Raw genomic sequence first — 23,501 nt, forward strand, 5'->3', positions numbered from 1 at the left:
GGATTGTCGGCAAAAAATTTGAATTCTTGCTGGCAAAAAATGGCTTTTCGACGGGGCGGACACACCGCCGCGCGCCGGACTTGGCACAGCCCTTGCATAAGGCATGCCAGCACTTCCCGATCATCCACTCACCTCATTGAGGAATCACCATGACTCAGCTTTCGCGCCGCACCCTGCTTTCCGTTGCCGTCGCCCTGGTCGGCATCGGCGCCTCCTCCGGCGCGTTCGCCGCCGACCCGATCAAGATCGGCCTGGTCACCGCCCTGTCAGGCCAATCGGCCCTGGCCGGCGAAGCGCTGACGCGCGGCATGCAGGTCGCGATCGACGAGATCAATGCCAAGGGTGGCCTGCTGGGCGGCCGCAAGCTGACGCTGGTGCGCCGTGACGATGAAGGCAACCCTGCCAAGGGCGTGGTGGCCGCGCGCGAACTGATCTTCAAGGAAAAGGTGGCAGTCATTTTCGGCGGGCTGGATACGCCGGTGTCCATGGCCATCGTGCCGCTTGCGAACCAGAGCAAGGTGCCCTTCATGGGACCCTGGGCGGCTGGCACGGCCATCACGCAGAATGGCGCGAATCCGAACTATGCGTTCCGCGTTTCGGCCGTGGACGAGACCGTGGACAAGGGCATGGTCGACTACGCACAGAAGACGTTCAAGACGTCCAAGTTCGGTCTGGTCATGATCAACAACCCCTGGGGTGAGTCGAACGAAAAGGGCCTGATCGCCGCGCTGGCCGCCAAGGGCATGAAGCCGGTCGGCAGCGAAAAATTCGAAGGCAGCGATGTGGATCTGGTACCCCAGCTCACGCGACTGAAGGCCGCCGGTGCAGATACCCTCTTCCTGGTTGGCAACGTCGGCCCGTCGGCCCAGATGGTCAAGTCGCTGGACCGCATGGGCTGGAAGGTGCCCGTCGTATCGCACTGGGGTCCGGCGGGTGGCCGCTTTACCGAACTGGCCGGCCCCAACGGCAAGATCGTCCACTTCGTGCAGACCTACAGCTTCTTTGGCAAGCAGTCGCCCACCGGCGAAAAAGTCATCAGCGCACTGAAGGCCAAGTATTCCGACATCAAGGGCCCGAACGACATCAGCCCGGCCGTGGGCGTGGCCAACGCCTACGACGCCATGCAGCTGACCGCACTGGCGATTGCGCAAGCCAACTCCACGGATGGCGACGCCATCCGCCAGGGCTACTACAAGATCGCCAGCTATGACGGCCTGATCAAGTCCTACAAGCAGCCTTTCTCGGCCACGCAACACGACGCACTGACCGAAAACGACTACGTGTGGGCGCAGTTCATCGACAACCGCATCCTGCCAGTCGGCATGGCCAACTGACGCTGCGCGGAGACGTCATGCTGCTATCGGCACTTATCAGCGGGCTGGGCCTGGGAAGCATGTATGGCCTGATGGCCCTCGGCTTCTACATCACCTACGCCGTTTCGGGCACGGTCAATTTCGCGCAGGGCAGTTCGATGATGCTCGGCGCGGTGCTGTGCTTCTGCTTCGCCCAGACGCTGGGCTGGCCCATGCCGATGGCCATCATGGCGGCGCTGCTGCTGTGCGCGGTGTATGGACTGCTGGTCGAGTTCATCGCCGTGCGGCCATTTACCGCGCGCGGCTCCAATGCCTGGTTGATGTCGACGGTGGCCCTGGGCATCGTCCTCGACAACCTCGTCATGCACACCTTCGGCAAGGAACCGCGCAGCCTGCCGTCCCCCCTGGTGGGCTCGCCGCTGGAAATCGGCGGCGTCAACCTCGGGGTCTATCCGCTGCAATTGCTCATTCCGGTGCTGGGCCTGGCGCTGGCCGCCGCCCTGCACTTCATCGCGCGGCGCACGCGCTGGGGAACGGCCATGCTGGCGGTGGTCCAGAACCGTGACGCCGCCCGCCTCATGGGCATCCCGATCACCCGCGCGATTGCCATTGCCTTTGCGCTGTCCACCCTGTTCGCGGGCGTGGCCGGCGTGTTGATCGCGCCGCTCTTCAACGTCAATTCGGACATGGGCACGTTGTTCGGCCTGAAAGCGTTTGCCGTGGCCATCCTTGGCGGCATCACCAGCGCCTGGGGCGTCATGTTCGCGGGGCTGCTGTTCGGTCTGGTCGAAGCGCTGATCACCGTCACGCTCGGGTCCGGCTACACGCAGATCATCACGTTCGCGCTGGTGATCGTCGTGCTGGCCGTCCGCCCCACTGGCCTGTTCGGCCGCGCCGAGGTGAAGAAAGTATGAACCGCCTGTCCATCCCCCTTGCGCTGCTGATCGCGGCGGGCGCGATTGCGCTGGCGCTCACGGTCAACAGCTACTACGTGTTCGTGCTCGCCAACGTGGCGCTGATCGCCATCGTCGGCATCGGGCTCAATGTCTTGCTGGGCCTGACCGGCCAGGTCTCGTTCGGCCACATTGGTTTCTATGCGATCGGCGCGTATGCGGTCGCGATCCTGACCAGCAAGGCCGGCTGGAGTTTCTGGGCGGCCTGGCCCGTGGGCGCCCTGATCGCGGGCTTGCTGGGCGCCTTGCTGGCGCTGCCGGCCTTGCGCGTGAAGGGCCCTTACCTGGCCATGATCACCATTGCGTTCAGCTTCATCGTGCAGCACGGCGCGGTCGAAATGCGCAGCCTGACCGGTGGCCAGAACGGCATCATGAACATTGGCGCGCCCTCGTTCGGCGGTGTCATCGGCACCGAACAAGGCGTGGCCATTCTGGCCATCATCTCGACGCTGGTGTTGCTCGGCGCGTATGCGCTGCTGTCGCGCGGCACCTGGGGCGCCGCCATGCGCGCCGTCAAGGACAGCGAAATCGCGGCCGAGTCGATCGGCCTCAGCCCGCTGGTCGTCAAGACGGTGGCGTTCGCGGTCTCGGCCTTGCTGGCCGGTCTCGCGGGCGGACTGTTCGCGCCGCTGTCAGGCTTCGTGACGCCCGACACCTTCAGCTTCATGCAGTCGATCCTGTTCGTGCTGGTGGTCATCATCGGTGGCGCCGGATCGATCGCCGGACCGGTGATCGGCGCGGCCATCGTCGGCGTGCTGCCCGAAGTCCTGTCCAGCCTGGAAGACTATCGCCTGTTGTTCTTCGGCGGCCTGTTGCTGCTGGTGTTGTGGATTGCGCCCGAAGGCGTCATGGGCCTGCTGCGCAAGCTGGCCGCCAAGGTGCGCGCCACGCCGCGTGCAGGGTTGCGCGGTGCGGCGTCCAGTACGGCGCCCGCCCCGGCGTCCCCCATTGCGGCCCGTGCCCGCGGGGTGCTCCATGCTCGCGAATTGGGCATGACCTTCGGAGGGGTGCGAGCCGTCAGTGGATTGAGTTTCGATGTGCCTGCCGGCGCGGTCACCAGCCTGATCGGCCCGAACGGTGCAGGCAAGACGACCGCATTGAACATGCTCAGCGGCTTCTATCGGCCCACGGCCGGCGGCTTCGCGCTGGGCGATCGCAGCCTGCAGGCCACCGCCGCCTTCCGTATCGCGCGGCATGGCGTGGCCCGCACCTATCAGACCTCGCAACTGTTCGGCAGCCTGAGCGTGGAAGACAACGTCGCGCTGGCGTTGAATCGCGGCGTGCTGGGCGGCCTGCTCGGGGCACGGCGCTTCGCGTCGCCCTTCGTGCGGGCGCGCAGCCGGCAATTGCTGGACTACTGCGGCTATCGCGGATCGGTCGACACGCCGGCGGCGGACCTGGCCCATGTGGATCGCCGCCTGGTCGAGATTGCCCGTGCCCTGGCGACCGATCCGGACGTGCTGTTGCTGGACGAACCTGCGGCCGGCTTGTCGCGCGAAGACAAGGAACGCCTGGCGACCCTGCTCCGCCAGATCGCCGGCGCAGGCCTGGGCGTGGTGGTGGTCGAGCACGACATGGCGCTGGTCATGGCGATCTCGGATCAGATCGTCGTGCTGGATGCCGGCCAGCGCCTGGCCGTCGGCACGCCGGCGCAGATCCAGCAGGATCCGGCCGTACGCCAGGCCTACCTGGGCGAATCGCTGGTCGCCGCCGATCAGGCCCCCAAGGCACGCGATGCGCTGGTCGGCCCGACCCTGCTGGGCGTGGATGATCTGGTGGCTGGCTACGGCGCCGAACCGGTGCTGCACGGCATCAGCCTGCAGGTCAAACGTGGCGAGATGGTCGCGCTGCTCGGGGCTAACGGCGCGGGCAAATCGACGCTGATGCGCACGCTGTCGGGTCTGCATCGTTCGGTATCGGGCGGTCTGCACCTGGACGGCAACAGCCTGGAACACAAGCCGGCCGAAGCCGTGGTGGGACTGGGCCTAGTGCTGGTGCCCGAAGGCCGGCAGGTCTTCAGTGAACTGACGGTTCTGGACAACATCCGGCTGGGCGCCTTCCTGCATCCCGACAACATCGATGCCCGCGTGGAAGAGATGCTGACGCGTTTCCCGCGCCTGCGCGAGCGGCTGCATCAACGCGCCGGCCTGCTGTCGGGCGGCGAGCAGCAGATGCTGGCCGTGGCGCGCGGGCTGATGGCCAAGCCCCGCATCCTGCTGCTCGACGAACCGTCGCTGGGCCTGGCGCCCAAGGTCATCGCCGAACTGTTCGCTGCGCTGGACCAGCTGCGGCAAGAGAACATGACCATCCTGCTGGTGGACCAGATGGCGGCCCTGGCGCTGGCCCTTGCCGACCGTGCCTATGTCATCGAAGGCGGACGGGTGGTTGCCCAAGGCACCGCCGCCGAGATTGCCGCCAACGACGATCTGGCCAAGGCGTATCTGGGCGGCCACTGAACCCCTTGCCCTGCGGTGCCGATCGCGGGGAGGTGCCCCGCGCGGCACCTCCCCTTTATTTTCGATCGGAGGCGTCATGCCCTTGCTTCACGTTCCCATCATCGACATCGAACCCTTTCTGCAAGGTGACGACCGCGCAAAACGCGCCGTGGCTGCCGAGGTAGACCGCGCCTGTCGCGATATCGGTTTCCTGATCATTTCCGGTCACGGCGTCGCGCCCGAATTGCTGGCCAGGATGCGCGCCGTATCCAACGCGTTCTTCGATTTGCCCATGCCGGACAAGCTGAGGGTCGCGCAACCTGCCAAGGACGTCACCCGCGGCTATATCGGTATCGAGCAGGAATCGGTCGGCCGGTCGCGCGACGCCACCGCCACGGCGGGTGACCTGAACGAAAGCCTGATGATCGGCCCCGTCGATGCGGTGGACCCGGCCTACGCGGCAGCGCCCGCCGCCGGCAAACATTTCGCGCCCAACTTGTGGCCCGAGGCGCCCGCCGAATTGCGCGACACCTTCAGCACCTACTACCGGGAGATGGGCCAGTTGGCGACGCAGCTGATGCGCATCTTTGCGCTGGGCCTGGGGCTGGACGAACACCACTTCGATACGTCGGTGGACAAGCACATCAGCCGGCTGCGGGTGCGCAACTACCCGGCGCAGTCCGAGACCCCGGTACCCGGCCAGATCCGCGCAGGTGCGCATTCCGATTACGGCAGCCTGACCATCCTGGCAACCGAAGACAAACCCGGCGGCCTGCAGGTGTTCAATGCCGCGGGCGAGTGGGTCGATGTGCCCATCGTGCCCGACTGTTTCATCATCAATATCGGCGACCTGATGGCGCGCTGGACCAACGACGCCTGGGTGTCGACCCTGCATCGCGTCGTCAATCCGCCCGCCGACGCGGGCGCGGCCAGCCGTCGCCTGTCAGTGGTGTTTTTCCATAACCCCAACTACGACGCCGAGATCCGCTGCATTCCGACTTGCACGGGCGACGCGCCCAAGTATCCGGCCACGACCTCGGGCGAACATTTGCGCACCCTGTTCGTGGCGACGCAGAACGCGTGACGACATAGCCCAAGGCGGGTGCGAGCCGCCGGCATTGCCTGCCACCCGCCCGCCTGGTATATCGTTGACGCTTTCCACCAGTTCCGTTCAGAGCGCCCGCATGACTTCAGCCCCTTCCCTCCTCGTCCGTGACGCGACCGAAATCGACCTTGCCGCCATCGAAGCCATCTACCGGCCCTACGTGCTGACGAACCTGGCCACCTTCGAAGAGATCCCGCCGTCGATCGACGAACTGAGCCGGCGGCTGGCCACGGTGCGCGCGCTGGGCCTGCCCTATCTGGTCGCGGAACGGGATGGTCAGGTCGTGGGCTACTGCTACGCCAACACCTACCGCGCGCGGCCGGCGTATCGCAACACGATCGAGGATTCGGTCTACCTGGCCGACGGGATGGGCGGGCAAGGCATCGGCCGGGCATTGTTGAGCACGCTCATCGAACGCTGCGCCCAAGGCGGATGGCGCCAGATGGTCGCCGTGATCGGCGACAGCGCCAACACCGCATCGGTCGGCCTGCACCGCAGCCTGGGCTTCGAGATGATCGGCACCATGCCCGCGGTAGGCTTCAAACTGGGCCGCTGGGTCGACACCGTCATCATGCAACGCCCGCTCGGCCCCGGCGGCGACGAACCGCCAGAACCGCTGAAGACGCAGCAACAGAGCTGAGCGCACGCGTCGGCACCAAGCGCCGGGACACAGCGGATCCGGCTCCGCCGGTCCGCCAGTGTCGCCCCCGGGGGAGGCGCAAAGCGCCTAGGGGGGGCTTACCTCGTCACCCGCACGGCGTCCGCGTGATAGGAGGCGGGGAACAGCTTTTCCAACGCCTCCACCTTCGGCAGATCATTGAACGCAATGTACGGATGGCCGGGGTTCCTGAGCAGGAAGTCCTGGTGATACGCCTCGGCCGGGTAGAACGCCGGCAGGGTCTCCAGCGTCGTCACGATCGGCTTGGGCCACACCTTGGACTGATTCAGCTGCGCGATGTACGCCTCGGCCACCTTGCGCTGCGCCGGGTTGGCGGGGAACAGCGCCGACCGGTACTGCGTGCCCGTGTCCGGCCCCTGCCGGTTCAGCTGCGTCGGGTCATGCGCGACCGAAAAGTAGATCTGCAGCAACTGCCCGTAGGTCACCTGCTTGGGGTCGTACGTCACCTGCACCGCTTCGGCATGCCGCGTGCGGCCACCGCTGACTTTGTCATAGGTCGCACCGGCCGCGTCCCCGCCCGCGTAGCCGGACACGGCCTTCGTCACGCCCTTCACGTGCTGGAATACGCCCTGCACACCCCAGAAGCAGCCGCCCGCGAACACGGCCGTCTCGGTCTGCGCGGTGCTGGCCGGCATGTCCATTTTTGGCGGCGCGATCACGACCGGATCCTCGGCCGCGAAGGCGATCGGCAACACGGCCAGCGCACTGGCAGCCAGCACGGCGGCGGCGCCTGCGCGCGCCAGGGCGCCCCGGCTCGGGCGGTGATCAGACAGGAATTGGACGAATGACATGGCGTTTCCTAGGCGGCCTGAATGGCCATGACCGCATTGTCTGCCCGAAGGGATCATCAAGTCCTCACGCAAAGTTAAAGGATTTGTGATCTTGATCGCGCCGTAATTGGCGACAATGGCGACTGCCGCGCCGCCTGACCGGGGCGGCGCCCCCTTTTCCCACCGGTGCGCCATGGACATCCAGAAGCGGGTGCTGATCGTTGAAGACGACACCCATATTGCCGAACTGCTGCGCATGCACCTGCATGACGAGGGCTATCAGGTCGAGCACGCCGCCGACGGCACCGCCGGCCTGCGCCTGCTTGAAGAAAGCGGCTGGGACGCCCTGGTGCTGGACCTGATGCTGCCCGGCATCGATGGCCTGGAATTGTGCCGCCGCGCGCGCGCCATGACGCGCTACACCCCGATCATCATCATCAGCGCGCGGTCCAGCGAAGTGCACCGCATTTTGGGCCTGGAGATCGGCGCGGACGACTACCTGGCCAAGCCTTTTTCCATGCTGGAACTGGTGGCTCGGGTCAAGGCCCTGCTGCGGCGCACTGACGCCATGGCGCGCAACATGAAGATCGACGCGGGCAATCTGGACATCGGCGGCGTGTCGATCAACCCGCTGGCGCGCGAAGCTACCGTCGACGGCGCGGCCATCGAACTGACGCCCCGCGAGTTCGACCTGCTGTATTTTTTCGCGCGTCATCCGGGCACGGTCTTCTCGCGCATGGACCTGCTCAATCACGTCTGGGGCTACCAGCACGACGGCTATGAACATACCGTCAACACCCACATCAACCGGCTGCGCATGAAAGTGGAAGCCGATCCGTCGGCGCCGCGCCGCATCCTGACGGTCTGGGGCCGCGGCTACAAGTTCGCGGGCGCGGCAGGCCCCGCCGCCGGGGAAACGCCGTGATGCGTCTGTCCCTGTCGCAGCGCCTGTCGGTCGCCTTTGCCGTGCTGCTGCTGATCAGCTGCAGTGTGTCGGCGGTACTTCAGATGCGCGCCAACACCCAGCACGAACAGGAAACCGTGCAACGCTTGTCGGCCGGACTGGCCGGCCACATCGCCAGCAATAGCGAACTGATGGACCGAAGCGGCTGGAAGCCGCAGGCCGTGCGCGACCTGTTCAACAAATTGATGGCGGTCAATCCCAGTGTCGAGGTCTACTTGCTGGATCGCGACGGCCAGGTCGTGGCCAGCGGCGCACCCCGCCGGCTGCGGCGGGATCAGGTCGACCTGGCCCCCATCCGGCAACTGCTGGCAGGCCATGCCCTCCCCTTGTTTGGCGACGATCCGCGCAGCCCGTCCGGCCGCAAGGTGTTCAGCGCCGCGCCGCTCAAGGTCGGCGACGAAGACATGGGCTACGTGTATGTGGTGCTGCTTGGCCAGGCGCATGACATGCTTGCGGCCGACGTGGCCGCCAGTTCGGTGCTGCGGACCACCTTGTGGTCGCTGGCCGTGGCCGGCTTCGGCATTCTGTTCGCGGGGCTGATCGCATTTCGCCTGATCACCCGTCCGCTGCGCAGCCTGACCGACACCGTGCGTCACTTCGATACCGACGGCGCGGCGCTGGCTGCCCTGGCGCCGCCCGGTGCGGTGGCCGATGTCGACAAGGAAAAGGACGACATCGTCATTCTGCGGCAGGCTTTTGCGCAGATGGCGCAGCGGCTGGCCGAACAATGGCGGCAGCTGACACGCCAGGACCAGCAGCGGCGCGAAATGGTCGCCAATATTTCGCACGACCTGCGCACGCCGCTGACTTCCCTTCACGGCTATCTGGAAACGCTGGCCGTGAAGGGCGACAGCCTGGATGCGACCGAGCGCCGGCGCTATCTGGACATCGCGCTGGGCCAGAGCCGCAAGGTCGGCCGGCTTGCGCAGGAACTGTTCGAACTGGCGCGCCTGGAATCGGGCACCGTCCAGCCCGAACCCGAAACCTTCTCGTTGCCCGAGCTGGTGCAGGACGTGCTGCAGAAGTGCGAGCTGGCCGCCGAAGCGCGCGATCAGCATCTGGTGGCCGACTTTGCACAGGACCTGCCCCCCGTGCATGCCGACCTGGGCATGATCGAACGTGTACTGACGAACTTGCTGGATAATGCGATCCGTCACAGCCCGGCCGGCGGACGGATCGAAGTTGTGCTGCGCAAGGGCACCGCGGGCGTGGACGTGGAAGTCAGCGATACCGGTCCGGGCATTCCGGCGGCCGCGCGCGACAGCCTGTTCCTGCGGCCGTCCAGCCTGGGCGGATCGGCCCGGCGCGATGGCGGCGGCCTGGGGCTCGTGATCGTCCACCGCATATTGCAGCTGCATCACAGCGACATCCGATTGATCGACGTGCCTGCCAAGGGCGCGGTTTTCCACTTCTCGCTTTCCCCTTCGACCGCATGAAAGGTTCGCGCAATTCCCTGTCGTCGCTCCGTGTCTTCCTGGCTGCCGGACGCCACCTGAACTTCAGCCGCACCGCCGAAGAACTGCACCTGACGCAGAGCGCGGTCAGCAAGCACATCCAGGCGCTTGAAGAACGTCTGGGCACTGCCCTGTTCAAACGCACGCCCACCGGCTTGCGCGTGACCTATGCCGGCGCGCTCTACCTCGAAAAGATCACGGCGGCGGTCCGGCTGATCGACGAAGCCGATGCCCTGGTCGCGCACCCCAACGCCCGCGTCAATCTGAACATTGCGGTGTCGCCCTCGTTCGCGCAGTACTGCCTGATTCCGAATCTGCAGGAATTCTTCGAGATGCATCCGGAGATCCGCATCAACGTGCGCCCGCGCCTGATGCTGGGCCGCGACAAGGCCGAACGGTTCGATGCCGAGATCCAGTTGCACACCGGCTATGCGTCGGGCATGGCCACGCAATACCTGTGCGGCAAACGCATGGCGCTGGTGGCGTCGCCGGCCTTGCTGGACCGCCAGCCGATCCGCAGCCTGGCCGACCTGGATGGCGTGACGCTGCTCAAGCGCGCGCAGCGTGGCTACAGCTGGGACGACTGGAAGACCGAGGCCGCCCCGACCTGGGCAGGCCCCAGTCCGAGCGCACCCGAGTACGAAGGGTTCTCGTTGCTGCTGCCCGCACTGCTGCACGGGTTGGGCGCCGCGGTGGTCCCCCTGTGTCTGGTCGGCGATGCGCTGGCCAACGGCACGCTGGTCAGACCCCTGGGCGAGTCGGTCGACGGCCGCTATGGCTACCACCTGATGCTGCCGCGCCCGAACCAGGGCGGACCCTATCTGGACGCCTTCAGCACCTGGATCACCCAGCTGGGCGAACGGCTGGACGGCCCCCAGCATGAGGCCGCTGGCGACACGATGACCCATTCCACCCAGGAATAGCGCATGCCGATTCTTCGCTGGTCCATCGGCCTGGCGAACCGCACAATGCCTGCAAGATGAACTTCCAGGCACGCACCGTCATGAATCCCAGGAATACCCTTGCCGCACTGCTGGCCGCCGGCCTGACAGCCGCCACGTTGGCAGCACCCGCCCACGCCGCTTACCCCGACCGCCCGATCAAGATCGTCGTGCCCTACGTGGCCGGCGGCAGTTCGGACGTTATCGCCCGGGCCATCAGCGATGAGCTTGGCGCCGTGCTGGGCCAGTCGGTCGTGGTCGAAAACCGTGCCGGCGCGGGGTCGATGATCGGTACCGGCTACGTCGCCAACGAAGCGGCCGACGGCTACACCCTGCTGATCGCCGACGTTCCCTTCACCATCGTGCCCGCGCTGTACCGCGAACGCGTGAAGTACGACGTACAGAAAGACTTTGCACCGATCGCCTTGCTGGGTGTGGCGCCCACCTATCTGTTCGTGAATCCGTCGTTCCCGGTCAAGACGGCGCCCGAACTGGTCAAGGCCGCGAAAGACCGCCCCGGCACCATCTCGATCGGGTCCGGCGGCAACGGCGCGCTGACACACCTGATGGCCGAGCTGTTCATGATCAACACCGGCAGCCAGCTGGTGCATGTGCCTTACAAGGGCGCGGGCGCCGCCGTCAACGATCTGGCCGCCGGCCAGATCCAGACCAGCTTTACGACCATGGCCAGCGCCAGCGCGCTGTACCAGGCCAAGCGCCTGCGCCCGATCGCGGTCAGCAGCCCGCAGCGCCAGAAAGACACACCCGACGTGCCGACCTTCCAGGAAGCCGGCATTCCGAACATGACGGTGGAAAGCTGGTGGGGACTGGTTGCCCCGGCCGGCGTCAACAAGCAGACGCTGGACACCCTGAGCCAGGCCATGACCAAGGTGATGCAAGCCACCCGCGTCAAGGCCCGCATGAGCGCCGTTGGCGTCACGGCCCCGGCCGACACCAGCCCACGCGCGCTGGAAAACCTGGTCAAGGTCGACCTGGCCCGCTGGAAGGGCGTCGTCGAGCGCGCCAACATCAAACTCGAATAAGCGGCCCGAGCCGCATCCCCCACAGGTGGCCCGGCACGGGCCCCGCCGTTGACACTGGCCCGCTTTCGGGCCAGTCGTCCATGAAGGCTCGTGCTGACGAGGTCTCGTGCCGACGGGACCACCTTCTCATTCAAAGGATGACAATGAGCGATTGGATAGACCGCGCCGGGCAGGACCCGGCGCTGATGAACGACTTTGCGACGCTGTGCGGCTTTGGCGGCCGCCTGGCCGGCAGCGGGCAGGAAGACGCCGCGATGGCATGGGCGCTGGACCGCCTGCGCGAAACCGGCGGCACGGTGTCCCGTGTGAATGTGCCGTATGACGGCTGGCGCTGCCTGGACGCGCGCTTGCATCTGCTGGAGGGCGACGACACCGGCGTCCCGCTCGCCTGCAAGCCGCTACTGCGCTCCCTCAGCACGCCGGACGGCGGCCTGATTGGCGAGGTACTCGATCTGGGCATTGGCCGCCTCGACGACTTTGACCGCGCGGGCGACGCGGTGCGCGGCAAGATCGTGCTGGTCCGGCACGAATACCCGTTCTCCCCCACCCACATGCATCGCCGCCGCAAGTACGACCTGGCCGTTGCACGTGGCGCGATCGGCTTTCTGATCGCCAACCCGCTGCCCGGCAAAGGCCTGCTGTCGGGTTCATCAGGCCGCGCGCGCGGCGGCCCGGGCATTCCCGCCGCCTACATCGACTTCGAGTCCGGCGAACGTATCGCCACAGCCTGCGCCGCCGGCCCGGCTCACGTGCGTCTGGTCATCCATGGCGAAGAACTGCCCGATGCGCTGGCCGGCGTCGGCATCCTGGACCTGCCCGGCCGCACCGATGACCGCATCGTCATCAGCGCCCACATGGACGGCCACGACCTGGGTCAGAGCGCCCTCGACAACGCCACCGGTGTGGTCGTCGCACTGGCCGCCGCCCGTGCGCTGGCGCCGCGCGTGTCCGATCGCACGCATGGTCTGCGGATCTGCTTTTTTTCGGCCGAAGAATGGGCGCTGGCCGGATCGGCCCGTTACCTGGGCGGCCTGAGTGCTGAAGAACTGGGACACCTCAAGCTCGACATCAACCTCGACACGGTCGCGGGCGATGACAGCCTGACCGCCTTGATCAGCGACTTTCCGGAGCTTGAAGGATTCGTGGCGAACAGCGCGGCGCTGGCCGACGTGCCGGTGGCAACCTACCTGCCACTGATGCCCAACTCGGACCACGCCAACTTTGCGGCCCACGGCATCCCGGCCATGCGCCTGCTGGCGGGCTTTGACCGGCCGGACTCGCGGGTCAACAACATCCTGTCGCCCGGCGACGTGCCGGCTGTCGTGAAGGAAGCCGAACTGCGGCAGGCGTTGAAAGTGACGTGCGCGATGGCCTGGCAAGGCCTGACGATGTCAGGCCCGGAACTGGATGCGATGCAGCGCCGGACGGCCTGACGCCCCCTAGGCGGCGGACTGCCCCCGCCGCCTGGCAATGAACGCCCCCAGTTCGCCGACGATGCCGCGCCGGAAGGCCAGCACGCACACCACGAAGATGAGGCCGGTCACGATCGTGACCGACTCGCCCAGTCCGGCAAACCATTCCACGCCGGTGATTCTGGCCAGCGACGTGCCGAACTCGCCCACCTTGTTTTCCAGCAGCACGATGATGAAGGCGCCGATGATCGGGCCGATCAAGGTGCCCATGCCGCCGATCAGCGTCATCAGGATCACCAGGCCCGACACCTGCCACACCGCGTCGCTGAGCGTGGCCGACACGAAGATGACGGCCTTGGTCGACCCCGCCAATCCGGCCAGCGCCGCCGACAGCACAAACGCCAGCAGCTTGAACCTGTCCACGTCATAGCCCAACGAGATCGCGCGCGGCTCGTTTTCGCGGATGGCTTTGAGCACCTGGCCGAACGGCGAATGCACCGTGCGGTAGATGATGGCCAGACCGATCACGAAGATGCCCAGCACCACGTAATACAGAGACAGATCGTTGCTCAAGTCCACGATCCCGAGCAGGGTGCCGCGCGGAATCGACTGCAAGCCGTCTTCTCCGCCCGTGAACGGCGCCTGCAGAAAGAAGAAGTACAGCATCTGCGCCAGCGCCAGCGTGATCATCGAAAAGTAGATGCCACTGCGGCGGATGGCCAGCGCGCCCATCACATAGCCCACCCCCGCCGCCACCGCCACGCCGAACAGGATGCCCAGTTCGGTCGGCAGCCCCCAGGTCTTGAGCGCATAGCCGGTGGCATACGCCGCACTCCCCAGAAACGCCGCATGACCGAAGGACAGCAGCCCCGTGTACCCCATCAACAGATTGAAAGCGCAGGCGAACAGCGCATAACACATGACCTTCATCACGAAGATCGGATACACGTTCATGAGCGGCAGCATGCCGGCAATGACCACCAGCACGACGCAGGCCAAGAGTCGGCGGTTCATTTGGTTTTCCCGAAAAGGCCCGCGGGCCGGGTAAGCAACACCAGCACCATCAGCACGAACACGACCGTGCTCGACGCTTCCGGATAGAACACCTTGGTCAGCCCTTCGACCACGCCCAGTCCGAGCCCGGTCAGGATCGCCCCCAGGATGGACCCCATGCCGCCGATCACCACCACCGCGAATACCGTGATGATGAGGTTGGTACCCATGAGCGGCGACACCTGCAGGATGGGCGCGGCCAGCACGCCCGCAAAGCCGGCCAGCGCCACGCCAAAGCCATAGGTGAGCGTGACCATCAGCGGCACGTTGATCCCGAAGGCTTCGACCAGCCGCGGGTTCTCGGTCCCGGCCCGCAGGTACGCGCCCAGCTTGGTGCGCTCGATCACGAACCAGGTCGCCAGGCAGACTACCAACGACGCCACCACCACCCACGCCCGGTAGTTGGGCAGCACCATGAAGCCAAGATTGGTGGCGCCCCGCAACAGATCGGGCACCGGATAGGACTTGCCCGATACGCCAAAGAAGCTGCGGAACAGGCCTTCAAGCAGCAGCGTCAACCCGAAGGTCAGCAGCAGCCCATACACATGGTCGAGCCGGTAGAGCCAGCGCAGCATCGTCTTTTCGATCACGATGCCGATCAGCCCCACCACCATCGGGGCCACCACCAGCATGACCCAGTAGTTGATCCCGAAGTAGGTCAGCCCCATCCAGGCGGCAAAGGCCCCGACCATGTACAGCGCACCGTGCGCAAAATTGATCACGTTCAGCAAGCCGAAGATGACGGCCAGGCCGAGCGAGAGCACGGCGTAGAACGAGCCGTTCACCAGGCCAAGCAGCAGTTGCCCGAGCAGGGCCTGGATCGGAATGCCGAAAATGTCTGTCATGACTTCTTCATGAGCGAGCACTTGGATTCAGCCGGCGTCGTGTAGACCTTGTCGCCGGGCAGCGTCTGCGCCACCTTGTAATAGTCCCAAGGCGCCTTCGATTCGGCCGGCGTCTTGACCTGGAAGAGATACATGTCGTAGACCATGCGGCCGTCGGCGCGGATGGTGCCGCCCTTGGCGAACATGTCATTGACCTTGTTCGACTTGAACCACTTCATGACTTCGTCGCCGTCATCGGTGCCCGTGGCCTTGACCGCGTTCAGGAACAGCGACGCCGCCGAGTAGTCGGCTGCCTGCAGCGACGACGGCTTGCGCTTGACCTTCTGTTCGAACTTCGCGGCCCAGGCGCGCGAGTCGGCGTTCTGGTCCCAGTACCAGCCGTCGGTCAGGTACAGACCTTGGGTGGCCTGCAGCCCCAGCGTGTGGATGTCGTTGATGAACACCAGCAATCCGGCCAGCTTCATCGTCTTGGTCAGGCCGAATTCATTCGCGGCCTTGACCGAGTTGATGAAGTCGCCGCCCGCGTTCGCCAGGCCCAGCACCTGCGCCTTGGACGACTGCGCCTGCAGCAGGAAGGACGAAAAGTCCGACGAGGCCAGCGGGGCGCGGATCGCGCCAAGCACCTGGCCGCCGTTGGCCTTGACCACCGTGCTGGTGTCGGCTTCAAGCGAGTGGCCGAAGGCATAGTCGGCGGTCAGGAAATACCAGCTCTTGCCGCCCTGGGCCACCACGGCCGACCCCGTGCCGCGCGCCAGCGCGACCGTGTCGTAGGCATAGTGGACAATGTAGGGCGAGCAGTCTTCATTGGTCAGGCGCGACGATCCGGCGCCGATCACGATGTAGGGCTTTTTCTTTTCGGTTGCGATCTTGGCCATGGCCAGGGCCGCCGCCGAGTTGGTGCCGCCGATCAGCATGTCCACGCCTTGCTGGTCGAACCATTCGCGGGCACGGGCCGACGCCACGTCCGGCTTGTTCTGGTGGTCGGCGTACAGCAGTTCGATCTTCTTGCCGTTGATCTGGCCGCCGGCATCGGCAATGGCCATGCGGATCGCCTCGGCGCCCGCCGGCCCGTCGATGTCGGCATACACGCTGGACCCGTCCGTGATGAACCCGATCTTGATCGTGTCGTTGGAGATCTTGGGCGCCTGCGCCTGCGCGGGAGCGCCAAGGGCAAGTCCGGTCGCCGCTATGGCGGCAAGGATGCGGGTCTTCATGGTGTGTCTCCAGTCATGTGGAAAAGCGGGTCAGACGCCTAACAATTGGTGCAGCGTGTCCTGCCGGGCGGCAAGCTCGGATGCCGCGAACGTCTCGACAATGCCGCCGTGCTCCATCACATAGAAGCGATCGGCCAGCGGCGCCGCGAAACGGAAATTCTGTTCGACCATCACGATGGTGTAGCCGCGCGCCTTGAGCGCGACGATCATGCGGGCCAGGGTCTGCACGATCACGGGGGCAAGCCCTTCCGAAATCTCGTCCAGCAGCAGCAGATTTGCGCCCGTGCGCAGGATCCGCGCCACGGCCAGCATCTGTTGCTCGCCGCCCGACAACCGCGTACCGGGCGAATCGCGCCGTTCGTACAGGTTCGGGAACATCGCGTAGATCTCGTCGATCGACATGGCATTGCCCTGCTCGGCCCGCGCAAGCGGCGGCGGCAGCATCAGGTTTTCCTGGCAGGTCAGCGACGAAAAGATGCCGCGTTCTTCAGGGCAGTAGCCCACGCCCAGGTGGGCAATGCGGTGGGTCGGCATGTCGATGGCTTCGACACCATGGATCTTGACCGACCCCTTGCGCGATCCGGTCAGCCCCAGCACGGCGCGCAGCGTGGTCGTGCGGCCGGCGCCGTTGCGGCCCAGCAGCGTGACGACTTCGCCCCGCTGCACTTCCAGATCGACGCCATGCAGGATGTGCGACTCGCCATACCAGGCATTGAGCCCCTGCAGCTTCAGGGCCGCGGTCATGCGTGCGCCCCTTCAAGCTCGGCGTCGGTCGTGCCCATATAGGCCTGCATCACTTCGGGATTGCGCGACACCACGTCATAGGTGCCTTCGGCCAGCACCGCGCCGCGCGACAGCACAGTAATGGTGTCGGCGATCGATGCAATCACCTTCATATTGTGTTCGACCATCAGGATGGTGCGGCCGGCGCTGACCTGCTTGATCAGTTGCGTGACCCGGTCGACGTCTTCGTGTCCCATGCCTTGCGTGGGTTCATCCAGCAGCATCAGTTCCGGTTCCATGGCGAGCGTGGTCGCGATTTCCAGCGCGCGTTTGCGGCCATACGGCAGGTTGACCGCCAGGGTATCGGCAAACGCGGACAGGTCGACATCGGCCAGCAGTTCGCGGGCGCGCGGGTCGAGCCGGGTCAGGCGCTGTTCGCTGCGCCAGAAACGATAGGACTCGCCGGTGGCGCGCTGCAGCCCGATCCGCACGTTTTCAAGCGCGGTCAGGTGCGGAAAGACGGCGGAAATCTGGAAGGAACGAATGATGCCGCGGCGGGCCACCTGGGCCGGCCGTTCCCGCGTGATGTCATCCCCATTGAACAGGATGCGCCCGGACGTGGGCGGCAGGAATTTGGTGAGCAGGTTGAAGCAGGTGGTTTTGCCGGCGCCATTGGGACCGATCAATGCGTGGATGCTGCCGCGGCGCACTTTCAGGTTGACGTCGCTGACAGCGACGAAGCCTTTGAAGGCTTTGGTCAGGGACTGCGTTTCCAGTATCAGGTCACTCATGGGGCGCAGGTCACAGGGTCGGGTGGATCCATTGTGGAGGAAATCCATGCCGTTAGAGCATAGGTGTTTGCCCGAGCGCCCGTCCCTGAGATAACGCGTGGGTCATGACCGGTGTCAGTCTGCCGCCCCTTGCGCGCTTCCGTTCCCCGATTTATGACCTGACTTGAGACTGCCCTTATTCAGGCTTGATCTGCGCCTTTTGCACGACCTCGCGCACCCGCGCTGCATCGGCATCGATCCGCGCCAGGAATTCTGCGGACGGCATGCCCCCGGTCTCGGCGCCGTTTTCTGCAAAGCGCTTCTTGACGTCGTCCAGCGCCAGGGTGGTCGCCACTTCGCGGTGCAGGGTCTGCACGATCGCGGCCGGCACGTCCTTCGGCGCGAACAGGCCGACCCAGTTCGAGGCGTCCACGTTCTTGATGCCGGCTTCCTGCGCGGTGACCCATTCCGGATAGATGGGCGAACGTTTGGCGGTGGTCAGCCCGATCACCTTGATGCGCCCGGACTTCAGGTGCGGCAGGATCGCGGGCACGGCAACCACCCCCAGCGGCACTTCGCCCGCGGCCACCGCGGCCACGGCTGGCGATCCGCCCTTGTACGGAATATGGAGGAGCTTGACGCCACCTTCCAGCGCAATCCATTCACCCGCCAGATGGTTGATGCTGCCGTTGCCCGGCGACGAATAGGCAATCGTGCCCGGCGCCTGGCGGGCGGCGGCCAGCATTTCCGGGAAGGTGTTGAATGGCGCCGAACTGTTGGCGACCAGCAGCATGGGCGTGTCGTTGACCATCGTGATGGCCGTGAAGTCGCGCTTCAGGTCATACGGAATGTTCGGGAACATGGCCGGGTTCACGGCGAATTCGCCGGTGTGCGCCATGAGCAGGGTATAGCCGTCGGCGGGCGCCTTGGCCACTTGCGTGACCGCAATGAAGCCATTACCACCCGGACGATTTTCCACGACAACCTGCCAGCCCAGCCGCTCCGTCATCTTCTGCGCCAGCAGGCGCGCGGTCACGTCTACCACGCCACCTGGCGCGAACGGTACGACTACCCGGATCGGGCGGGTCGGGTAGCTTGCGGCCGGCGTCTGCGCCATGGCCGCGGCGCATCCGGACGCCAGTCCCGCCAGCACTGCCAGCTTCATTCCCACTGCGCTCAAGCGCCCCAGCCTGCTGCGTGTCATCCCCGTGCTCCCTTGTCTGTGTCGATCGCCGGGTCTGCGCCCGGACCCGCCGCGCCGGTCGGCGTGGTGGCTTCGAGCGCATCATCGGTCGCACGCACGGGCGCTGCAAACGATCATTTCTCATGGGGACGATGAACCGTTTTCATGGTCCATCAAGGGGCGACGGGCGCCGCGGAACTAGCGGCTGCGGACGTACTTGAAGGTGCCCAGCGCAGTGGCGATCAGGATGCGGGAGTCGACCCAGGCTTCGCCGCGCGCAAAGAATACCGACTTGCCCTTGCGTTCCAGATAGCCCTTGGCGGTGATGCGGTCGCCCAATCCCTTGTCCAGGAAATTCATGGTCAGCGACAGCGTGAAGCCATGGATGGGGGTATCGGCATCGGGACTGTAGAGCCCCGAATAGCCGCAGGCGGCGTCGAGCAGGGTGGAGATGACGCCGCCCTGCAGCACGCGCTGGCGGTTCAGCACGGCCGGCGTGATCGCCATCTCGAACTCCGAGTAGCCTTCGCGCCAGACCGTGTGCTCAACGTTCAGCAGTTCAAGAAAAGGATTGTCCACGACATGCTCGCAAGGTGAATGGGTGAGGCCGGAATGGATGATAAACGCAGGATGGTTGTGCATCGCAACGATGATGCATACTGTCGCATCCCACGTCCAGAGTCGCATACCGATCGCCCATGAGACCGTACCTGCCCTCCCTCCAGAGCCTGCTCGCGTTCGAAGCGGCCGCGCGCCACCTGAGCTTTACCCGGGCCGCGCAGGAACTGGAACTGACGCAGACGGCCATCAGCCACCAGATCAAGACGCTGGAAGACCGGCTGGGCACCAAGCTGTTCGTGCGGGTGCGCAATGCGCTGTCCTTGACCCCGGCGGCGCGCGAATACCTGGTGTCGGTCAACGATGCGATCTCGGTCCTGTCGCTGGCCACCGAACGCACGCGCAAGAACAAGACCAACACCGTGCTGACGGTCACCTGCCTGCCGACCTACGCCACGACCTGTCTGATCCCCGCGCTACCCGATTTCCAGGACCGGCATCCGGACATCACCGTGCACCTGGCCACCAGCGCGACTTTCGACGAATTCGAGCGCAACACCTACGACGTGGCCATCCGTTATGGGTCGGGCCGCTGGCCGTCGGTGCGAGCCGATCTGCTGCACACCGAACAGTTCTTTCCGGTCTGTGCGCCGCGCCTGCTTGACGGGCTGCAAGGCCGCCAGCCGGCCGAGGTGCTGAAGGCGCTGCGCCAGGTCCGCACCTACTTCTATTCCATGTATCAGGACGACTGGCCCAAGTGGCTTGAAGCCGCCGGCATGGCGCATGCCGAATTCCACGGCGAGTCGGTGTTCCATCTGCAACTGACCTCGCTATCGGCCGCGGTGGAAGGCGTGGGGATCGCCATCGGCCGCACGCCGCTGATCGATCGCGACCTGGCGCGCGGCCAACTGGTCGAGCCTTTCGATGTCCGGGTCAATTCCAGCTCCAGCTACTACGTCACCTCGCCGACGTCCAAGAGCAAGCAGGACAAGGTGCGGGCCTTTCGTGACTGGGCGCTTTCGTATTTCAGCCATGCGACCTGACATGCTGTCGGCAGTGCCATGACCGCACACGCCCTGCCCTTTACGCCGCTTGATCGCCTGCTCGAGGCCCACAGGCAGCGCTTCGGCGCCAAGCCTGCCATCGTGGATGTCGACACCGGGGCCCATATCGGTTTCGACGCGCTGGCGGGCACCGTCGATGCCATCGCGGCGCGCCTGGTCGCTCTGGGCGTGCCGCGCGGCGGCCGGGTGATGCTTGTCGGTGACAACGGTCTCGACAAGCTGCTGATGTGGCTGGGCGCATGGCGCATCGGCGCGGTGGTCTGTCCGGTTGACCTGACATTCATCGGCGCGGCAGCGACGGTGCCCATGCTGACGGCAATCGATCCGGTGCTGCTGCTGTGCAGCCCGGACACCGCGGCCGACGCGCTGCCGGCACCCTGGCGCAGCCGTGTCGTGCTGTGGGGCCGAGGCGACCTGCCGGACCCGCAGGGTATCGACCTGGCTCGCATCCCGGCCACCGTCGATCCCTCGGCTGCGACGCTTCCCGCCGCGCCGGGCCCGGATGATCTGGCCGCCATGTGCTGCACGTCGGGCACCACCGGCCTGCCCAAGATCATCGTGTATGACCATGCCGCGTATTGGTACAACGGCCTGTCGGGCGTGGACTTCCTGGGCCTGTCAGCCGACGACCGGTGGCTGGAATTCCGGTCCTTCAACTGGTATTCGGCGCAGATCCTCAGCCTGCTGCCTTTTTTGCAGACCGGCATGACGTTGCATGTGGCAAAGCGCTTTTCGCGCAGCCGGTTTGCGCACTGGGTCGCCGCGAACCAGGTGACCGGATGCGCGGCGGTGCCGGCGGTGATCAACATCCTCCTGGCTGGCAGTCAGGGCCCGGCCGCGAGCGACCTCGGCAGTCTGCGCATCATGACGAGCAGCACCGGCCCCTTGTCGCCCGTGCAGTGGGAACGTTTCGAAGCTCGGTTTGGCGTGCCGCTGATGAATCTGTATGGGTCGTCCGAAACCGGCTGGGTCGCCGGCAATCGCCCGGACCGGCGCGCCATCGGCACGGTCGGACAACGGGCCCTGCACGCCGACGTCATCCTTGCGGACGCCAACGGGTCGCCCTGCAAGCCGGGCCAGGAAGGCCAGATCGTGGCATCGGGCATCCAGTTGGCGATCGGTCAATGGACCATGGAAGGCAAGCTGCTGCCCATCCGCGGCGCGCCGTATCGGACGCGCGATGTGGCGGTCGAAGACGACGCCGGCTTTCTGCACATCGTCGGCCGCAGCGACGACCTGATCATCCGGGGCGGGGTCAAGATGCTGCCACAAGAAATCGAGGATGTGCTGCTGTCGTATCCGGGCGTGATCGATGCGGCCGCGATGGGCCGGCCCGATGCCATCTTCGGGCAGGAAGTGGTCGGCTTTGTGGTGCCATCACCGACGGCGCCCTTCGGTTCAGCCCCCTTCGATGCCGACGCCTTGCTCGCCTACGCCGCAGCGCGGCTGCCGAATGAAAAGACGCCCAAGGAAATCATCGTGGTCGATGCCCTGCCGCGCAGCGACCGGGGCAAGCTGCTGCGCGACCGGCTCAAGGCCTTGTGGTGGACCGCCACGCAGGGCGACACCCCGCAAGACGACCTGGAGTAAGCCCCGTTACGGGCGATGCGCCACCATCTGCACTTCGACCAGAGCACCGTAATGCAGCTCGGGCACCGGCACCACGGCACGTGCCGGACGGTGGTCACCGAACACTTCGGCATAGATGCGGTTGAAGTGCGGCCAGTGCGCGGTGCCGACGATGTACGCCGTGCATTGCGCCACGTCCGTCAGGGAACACCCGGCGGCTTCCAGCACGTGCGTGCAGCGGGTGAGCACCTCGCGCACCTGGGCTTCGAAGTCTTCCTTGATCGTGTCGCCAGGCAGCACGCCCGACACATAGACGACGCCGTTGGCATGCACGGCCTGGGAATAATGACCGCCTGGGGCGGGTACCTTCTCGCTTTTGATGAAGTCCATGGTTCCTCGTTGTGTCATGACCGCGACCACCACCGCGACGGCTTCGCCGCCGCGTCGGCCGGGGCATCTGCGGATGCTTCGGATGCCGTGCCGTCCGGGTTCGATGCGTGCGCGTCGGACTCGGCTGGGGCGGCAACCACTTTTGAAAACCGCGTAAAAAATTCGTCGGCCATCTTCTTGGCCACGCCATCGATCAGCCGCGCGCCCACCTGCGCCAGCTTGCCGCCCACCTGCGCCTGCACCGAATAGGTCAGGGACGTGCCGGCATCGACCTCGGCCAGCGCCACCTGCGCACTGCCCTTGCCGAATCCCGCCGCGCCGCCCGAGCCCGTGAATGCCAGCTTGTACGACACCGGCGGTTCGATATCCGACAGGGTCAGCGCGCCGTTGAAGCGCGCCTTGACCGGCCCGACCGACGCGGTCATCACGACCTTGTAGGCGTTGTCGCCTTCGGGTTCGAACGTGTCGCACCCGGGCACGCACTGCTTGAGCACCGCCGGATCGTTCAATGCGGCCCACACCTGCTCGCGGGGCAGCGCCAGGATCTGTTCGCCTTTGAGTTCCATCAGTGCACTTCCTCGAGTGTGGCGCGCCGCAGGGTCGCGGCCAGTTGAACGGCCTTGATGATTTCGGGATAGGCGCCGCAGCGGCATAGGTTACCCGACAGCGCATTGCGGATCTCGTCTTCCGAAGGATCCGGATTGCGGTCCAGGAGCTCGCGGCTCATCAAAATGAAGCCCGACGTGCAGAAGCCGCACTGGAAGGCGCCGCACTGGATGAAGGCTTCCTGAATCGGGTCCAGCGTGCCCGATGCATCCAGGTGCTCGACCGTCATGACTTCCGCGCCGTCGGCAAACGGCGCCGGATACAGACAGCCCGACACGCTCTGGCCGTCCACGATCAGGGTGCAGCAGCCGCAAAGGCCCTGGCCGCAGCTTTCGCGGCAGCCCACCAGCGCATAGCGGTCCCGCACCACTTCCAGCAGGGTTTCATTGGTCTCGACTTCGACCGACACCGGCTCGGCGTTCAGCACGAAGTGAATCACGGTGGATGTCGCACTCAT

Annotated in this window: 23 protein-coding genes; 12 read left to right on the top strand and 11 right to left on the bottom strand. The window is 65.7% G+C overall.

Going from position 1 to position 23,501, the window contains the following annotated elements:
• Positions 1-149: 149 nt before the first annotated feature.
• From HD883_RS11080 to HD883_RS11100, 5 genes are all read left to right on the top strand, one after another.
• A complete protein-coding gene (locus tag HD883_RS11080) occupies positions 150-1,334 on the top strand; it encodes an ABC transporter substrate-binding protein (protein ID WP_179585567.1) in 1,185 nt (394 codons plus the stop codon).
• A 17-nt stretch (positions 1,335-1,351) separates the two neighbouring features.
• Positions 1,352-2,227: a branched-chain amino acid ABC transporter permease gene (locus tag HD883_RS11085; RefSeq protein WP_179585565.1), complete on the top strand. Its 876-nt coding sequence runs from the start codon at positions 1,352-1,354 to the stop codon at positions 2,225-2,227.
• Positions 2,224-4,722, top strand: coding sequence for a branched-chain amino acid ABC transporter ATP-binding protein/permease (locus HD883_RS11090; RefSeq protein ID WP_179585563.1), 2,499 nt, complete (start codon positions 2,224-2,226; stop codon positions 4,720-4,722). Before HD883_RS11085 ends, HD883_RS11090 begins: the two co-directional genes overlap by 4 nt.
• A gap of 76 nt (positions 4,723-4,798) precedes the next feature.
• Complete coding sequence (locus HD883_RS11095) at positions 4,799-5,785, top strand: isopenicillin N synthase family dioxygenase (RefSeq protein WP_179585561.1); 987 nt, start codon at positions 4,799-4,801, stop codon at positions 5,783-5,785.
• Between the two features lie 100 nt (positions 5,786-5,885).
• A complete protein-coding gene (locus tag HD883_RS11100; protein ID WP_179585559.1) occupies positions 5,886-6,446 on the top strand; it encodes a GNAT family N-acetyltransferase in 561 nt (186 codons plus the stop codon).
• Between the two features lie 98 nt (positions 6,447-6,544).
• Here the strand turns inward: HD883_RS11100 and msrA are convergent, their stop codons facing one another.
• Positions 6,545-7,276, bottom strand: coding sequence for a peptide-methionine (S)-S-oxide reductase MsrA (gene msrA / locus HD883_RS11105; protein WP_179585557.1), 732 nt, complete (start codon positions 7,274-7,276; stop codon positions 6,545-6,547).
• A gap of 172 nt (positions 7,277-7,448) precedes the next feature.
• Between msrA and HD883_RS11110 the strand changes: the two genes are divergently transcribed.
• From HD883_RS11110 to HD883_RS11130, 5 genes are all read left to right on the top strand, one after another.
• Positions 7,449-8,180, top strand: a complete 732-nt coding sequence (locus HD883_RS11110) for a response regulator transcription factor (RefSeq protein WP_179585555.1) — start codon at positions 7,449-7,451, stop codon at positions 8,178-8,180.
• The gene (locus HD883_RS11115) at positions 8,180-9,655 is read left to right on the top strand and encodes a sensor histidine kinase (RefSeq protein ID WP_179588610.1); all 1,476 of its coding nucleotides are present in this window, start codon (positions 8,180-8,182) and stop codon (positions 9,653-9,655) included. The genes HD883_RS11110 and HD883_RS11115 overlap by 1 nt, the downstream gene beginning before the upstream one ends.
• Positions 9,652-10,596, top strand: coding sequence for a LysR substrate-binding domain-containing protein (locus HD883_RS11120; RefSeq protein ID WP_179585553.1), 945 nt, complete (start codon positions 9,652-9,654; stop codon positions 10,594-10,596). Before HD883_RS11115 ends, HD883_RS11120 begins: the two co-directional genes overlap by 4 nt.
• Before the next feature lie 80 nt (positions 10,597-10,676).
• Complete coding sequence (locus tag HD883_RS11125; RefSeq protein WP_179585551.1) at positions 10,677-11,657, top strand: Bug family tripartite tricarboxylate transporter substrate binding protein; 981 nt, start codon at positions 10,677-10,679, stop codon at positions 11,655-11,657.
• Positions 11,658-11,800: 143 nt separating this feature from the next.
• On the top strand, positions 11,801-13,090 hold the full coding sequence (locus HD883_RS11130) for a M28 family peptidase (RefSeq protein ID WP_179585549.1): 1,290 nt from the start codon (positions 11,801-11,803) through the stop codon (positions 13,088-13,090).
• A 6-nt stretch (positions 13,091-13,096) separates the two neighbouring features.
• On the opposite strand, the gene HD883_RS11135 is transcribed toward HD883_RS11130, so the two are convergent.
• The 7 genes from HD883_RS11135 to HD883_RS11165 all read right to left on the bottom strand — a co-directional run bounded on the left by HD883_RS11135 (position 13,097) and on the right by HD883_RS11165 (position 19,499).
• On the bottom strand, positions 13,097-14,083 hold the full coding sequence (locus tag HD883_RS11135) for a branched-chain amino acid ABC transporter permease (RefSeq protein ID WP_179585547.1): 987 nt from the start codon (positions 14,081-14,083) through the stop codon (positions 13,097-13,099).
• Positions 14,080-14,967: a branched-chain amino acid ABC transporter permease gene (locus tag HD883_RS11140; RefSeq protein WP_179585545.1), complete on the bottom strand. Its 888-nt coding sequence runs from the start codon at positions 14,965-14,967 to the stop codon at positions 14,080-14,082. Before HD883_RS11140 ends, HD883_RS11135 begins: the two co-directional genes overlap by 4 nt.
• Entirely contained in the window at positions 14,964-16,181 is a 1,218-nt protein-coding gene (locus HD883_RS11145; RefSeq protein WP_179585543.1) for an ABC transporter substrate-binding protein, read from the bottom strand. The genes HD883_RS11140 and HD883_RS11145 overlap by 4 nt, the downstream gene beginning before the upstream one ends.
• 30 nt (positions 16,182-16,211) lie before the next feature.
• Positions 16,212-16,925, bottom strand: coding sequence for an ABC transporter ATP-binding protein (locus HD883_RS11150; RefSeq protein ID WP_179585541.1), 714 nt, complete (start codon positions 16,923-16,925; stop codon positions 16,212-16,214).
• Positions 16,922-17,695: an ABC transporter ATP-binding protein gene (locus HD883_RS11155; protein ID WP_179585539.1), complete on the bottom strand. Its 774-nt coding sequence runs from the start codon at positions 17,693-17,695 to the stop codon at positions 16,922-16,924. The genes HD883_RS11150 and HD883_RS11155 overlap by 4 nt, the downstream gene beginning before the upstream one ends.
• Before the next feature lie 175 nt (positions 17,696-17,870).
• A complete protein-coding gene (locus tag HD883_RS11160; RefSeq protein ID WP_179585537.1) occupies positions 17,871-18,878 on the bottom strand; it encodes a Bug family tripartite tricarboxylate transporter substrate binding protein in 1,008 nt (335 codons plus the stop codon).
• A gap of 177 nt (positions 18,879-19,055) precedes the next feature.
• A complete protein-coding gene (locus HD883_RS11165; RefSeq protein ID WP_179588609.1) occupies positions 19,056-19,499 on the bottom strand; it encodes a PaaI family thioesterase in 444 nt (147 codons plus the stop codon).
• A 56-nt stretch (positions 19,500-19,555) separates the two neighbouring features.
• Here HD883_RS11165 and gcvA point away from each other — a divergent pair, with 56 nt between their 5' ends.
• Together gcvA and HD883_RS11175 are read left to right on the top strand one after the other, a co-directional pair.
• Positions 19,556-20,458, top strand: a complete 903-nt coding sequence (gcvA, locus tag HD883_RS11170; protein WP_179585535.1) for a transcriptional regulator GcvA — start codon at positions 19,556-19,558, stop codon at positions 20,456-20,458.
• An 18-nt stretch (positions 20,459-20,476) separates the two neighbouring features.
• The gene (locus HD883_RS11175) at positions 20,477-22,069 is read left to right on the top strand and encodes a class I adenylate-forming enzyme family protein (protein WP_179585533.1); all 1,593 of its coding nucleotides are present in this window, start codon (positions 20,477-20,479) and stop codon (positions 22,067-22,069) included.
• Positions 22,070-22,075: 6 nt separating this feature from the next.
• Here the strand turns inward: HD883_RS11175 and HD883_RS11180 are convergent, their stop codons facing one another.
• From HD883_RS11180 to HD883_RS11190, 3 genes are read right to left on the bottom strand one after another with little or no spacing between them, the layout of a single operon-like run.
• On the bottom strand, positions 22,076-22,438 hold the full coding sequence (locus tag HD883_RS11180; RefSeq protein WP_179585532.1) for a RidA family protein: 363 nt from the start codon (positions 22,436-22,438) through the stop codon (positions 22,076-22,078).
• A gap of 14 nt (positions 22,439-22,452) precedes the next feature.
• Positions 22,453-23,004: an SRPBCC family protein gene (locus HD883_RS11185; protein WP_179585530.1), complete on the bottom strand. Its 552-nt coding sequence runs from the start codon at positions 23,002-23,004 to the stop codon at positions 22,453-22,455.
• A complete protein-coding gene (locus tag HD883_RS11190; RefSeq protein WP_179585528.1) occupies positions 23,004-23,501 on the bottom strand; it encodes a (2Fe-2S)-binding protein in 498 nt (165 codons plus the stop codon). The genes HD883_RS11185 and HD883_RS11190 overlap by 1 nt, the downstream gene beginning before the upstream one ends.

Origin of the sequence: Pigmentiphaga litoralis, assembly GCF_013408655.1 — a bacterium.
GTDB lineage: Bacteria > Pseudomonadota > Gammaproteobacteria > Burkholderiales > Burkholderiaceae_B > Pigmentiphaga > Pigmentiphaga litoralis_A.

What these genes read in the sequence shown, in the direction of transcription:
- HD883_RS11080 (WP_179585567.1), top strand. Translation starts at nt 150, where the DNA reads ATGACTCAGCTTTCGCGCCGCACCCTGCTTTCCGTTGCCGTCGCCCTG.
- HD883_RS11085 (WP_179585565.1), top strand. Translation starts at nt 1,352, where the DNA reads ATGCTGCTATCGGCACTTATCAGCGGGCTGGGCCTGGGAAGCATGTAT.
- HD883_RS11090 (WP_179585563.1), top strand. Translation starts at nt 2,224, where the DNA reads ATGAACCGCCTGTCCATCCCCCTTGCGCTGCTGATCGCGGCGGGCGCG.
- HD883_RS11095 (WP_179585561.1), top strand. Translation starts at nt 4,799, where the DNA reads ATGCCCTTGCTTCACGTTCCCATCATCGACATCGAACCCTTTCTGCAA.
- HD883_RS11100 (WP_179585559.1), top strand. Translation starts at nt 5,886, where the DNA reads ATGACTTCAGCCCCTTCCCTCCTCGTCCGTGACGCGACCGAAATCGAC.
- msrA (WP_179585557.1), bottom strand. Translation starts at nt 7,276, where the DNA reads ATGTCATTCGTCCAATTCCTGTCTGATCACCGCCCGAGCCGGGGCGCC.
- HD883_RS11110 (WP_179585555.1), top strand. Translation starts at nt 7,449, where the DNA reads ATGGACATCCAGAAGCGGGTGCTGATCGTTGAAGACGACACCCATATT.
- HD883_RS11115 (WP_179588610.1), top strand. Translation starts at nt 8,180, where the DNA reads ATGCGTCTGTCCCTGTCGCAGCGCCTGTCGGTCGCCTTTGCCGTGCTG.
- HD883_RS11120 (WP_179585553.1), top strand. Translation starts at nt 9,652, where the DNA reads ATGAAAGGTTCGCGCAATTCCCTGTCGTCGCTCCGTGTCTTCCTGGCT.
- HD883_RS11125 (WP_179585551.1), top strand. Translation starts at nt 10,677, where the DNA reads ATGAATCCCAGGAATACCCTTGCCGCACTGCTGGCCGCCGGCCTGACA.
- HD883_RS11130 (WP_179585549.1), top strand. Translation starts at nt 11,801, where the DNA reads ATGAGCGATTGGATAGACCGCGCCGGGCAGGACCCGGCGCTGATGAAC.
- HD883_RS11135 (WP_179585547.1), bottom strand. Translation starts at nt 14,083, where the DNA reads ATGAACCGCCGACTCTTGGCCTGCGTCGTGCTGGTGGTCATTGCCGGC.
- HD883_RS11140 (WP_179585545.1), bottom strand. Translation starts at nt 14,967, where the DNA reads ATGACAGACATTTTCGGCATTCCGATCCAGGCCCTGCTCGGGCAACTG.
- HD883_RS11145 (WP_179585543.1), bottom strand. Translation starts at nt 16,181, where the DNA reads ATGAAGACCCGCATCCTTGCCGCCATAGCGGCGACCGGACTTGCCCTT.
- HD883_RS11150 (WP_179585541.1), bottom strand. Translation starts at nt 16,925, where the DNA reads ATGACCGCGGCCCTGAAGCTGCAGGGGCTCAATGCCTGGTATGGCGAG.
- HD883_RS11155 (WP_179585539.1), bottom strand. Translation starts at nt 17,695, where the DNA reads ATGAGTGACCTGATACTGGAAACGCAGTCCCTGACCAAAGCCTTCAAA.
- HD883_RS11160 (WP_179585537.1), bottom strand. Translation starts at nt 18,878, where the DNA reads ATGACACGCAGCAGGCTGGGGCGCTTGAGCGCAGTGGGAATGAAGCTG.
- HD883_RS11165 (WP_179588609.1), bottom strand. Translation starts at nt 19,499, where the DNA reads ATGCACAACCATCCTGCGTTTATCATCCATTCCGGCCTCACCCATTCA.
- gcvA (WP_179585535.1), top strand. Translation starts at nt 19,556, where the DNA reads ATGAGACCGTACCTGCCCTCCCTCCAGAGCCTGCTCGCGTTCGAAGCG.
- HD883_RS11175 (WP_179585533.1), top strand. Translation starts at nt 20,477, where the DNA reads ATGACCGCACACGCCCTGCCCTTTACGCCGCTTGATCGCCTGCTCGAG.
- HD883_RS11180 (WP_179585532.1), bottom strand. Translation starts at nt 22,438, where the DNA reads ATGGACTTCATCAAAAGCGAGAAGGTACCCGCCCCAGGCGGTCATTAT.
- HD883_RS11185 (WP_179585530.1), bottom strand. Translation starts at nt 23,004, where the DNA reads ATGGAACTCAAAGGCGAACAGATCCTGGCGCTGCCCCGCGAGCAGGTG.
- HD883_RS11190 (WP_179585528.1), bottom strand. Translation starts at nt 23,501, where the DNA reads ATGAGTGCGACATCCACCGTGATTCACTTCGTGCTGAACGCCGAGCCG.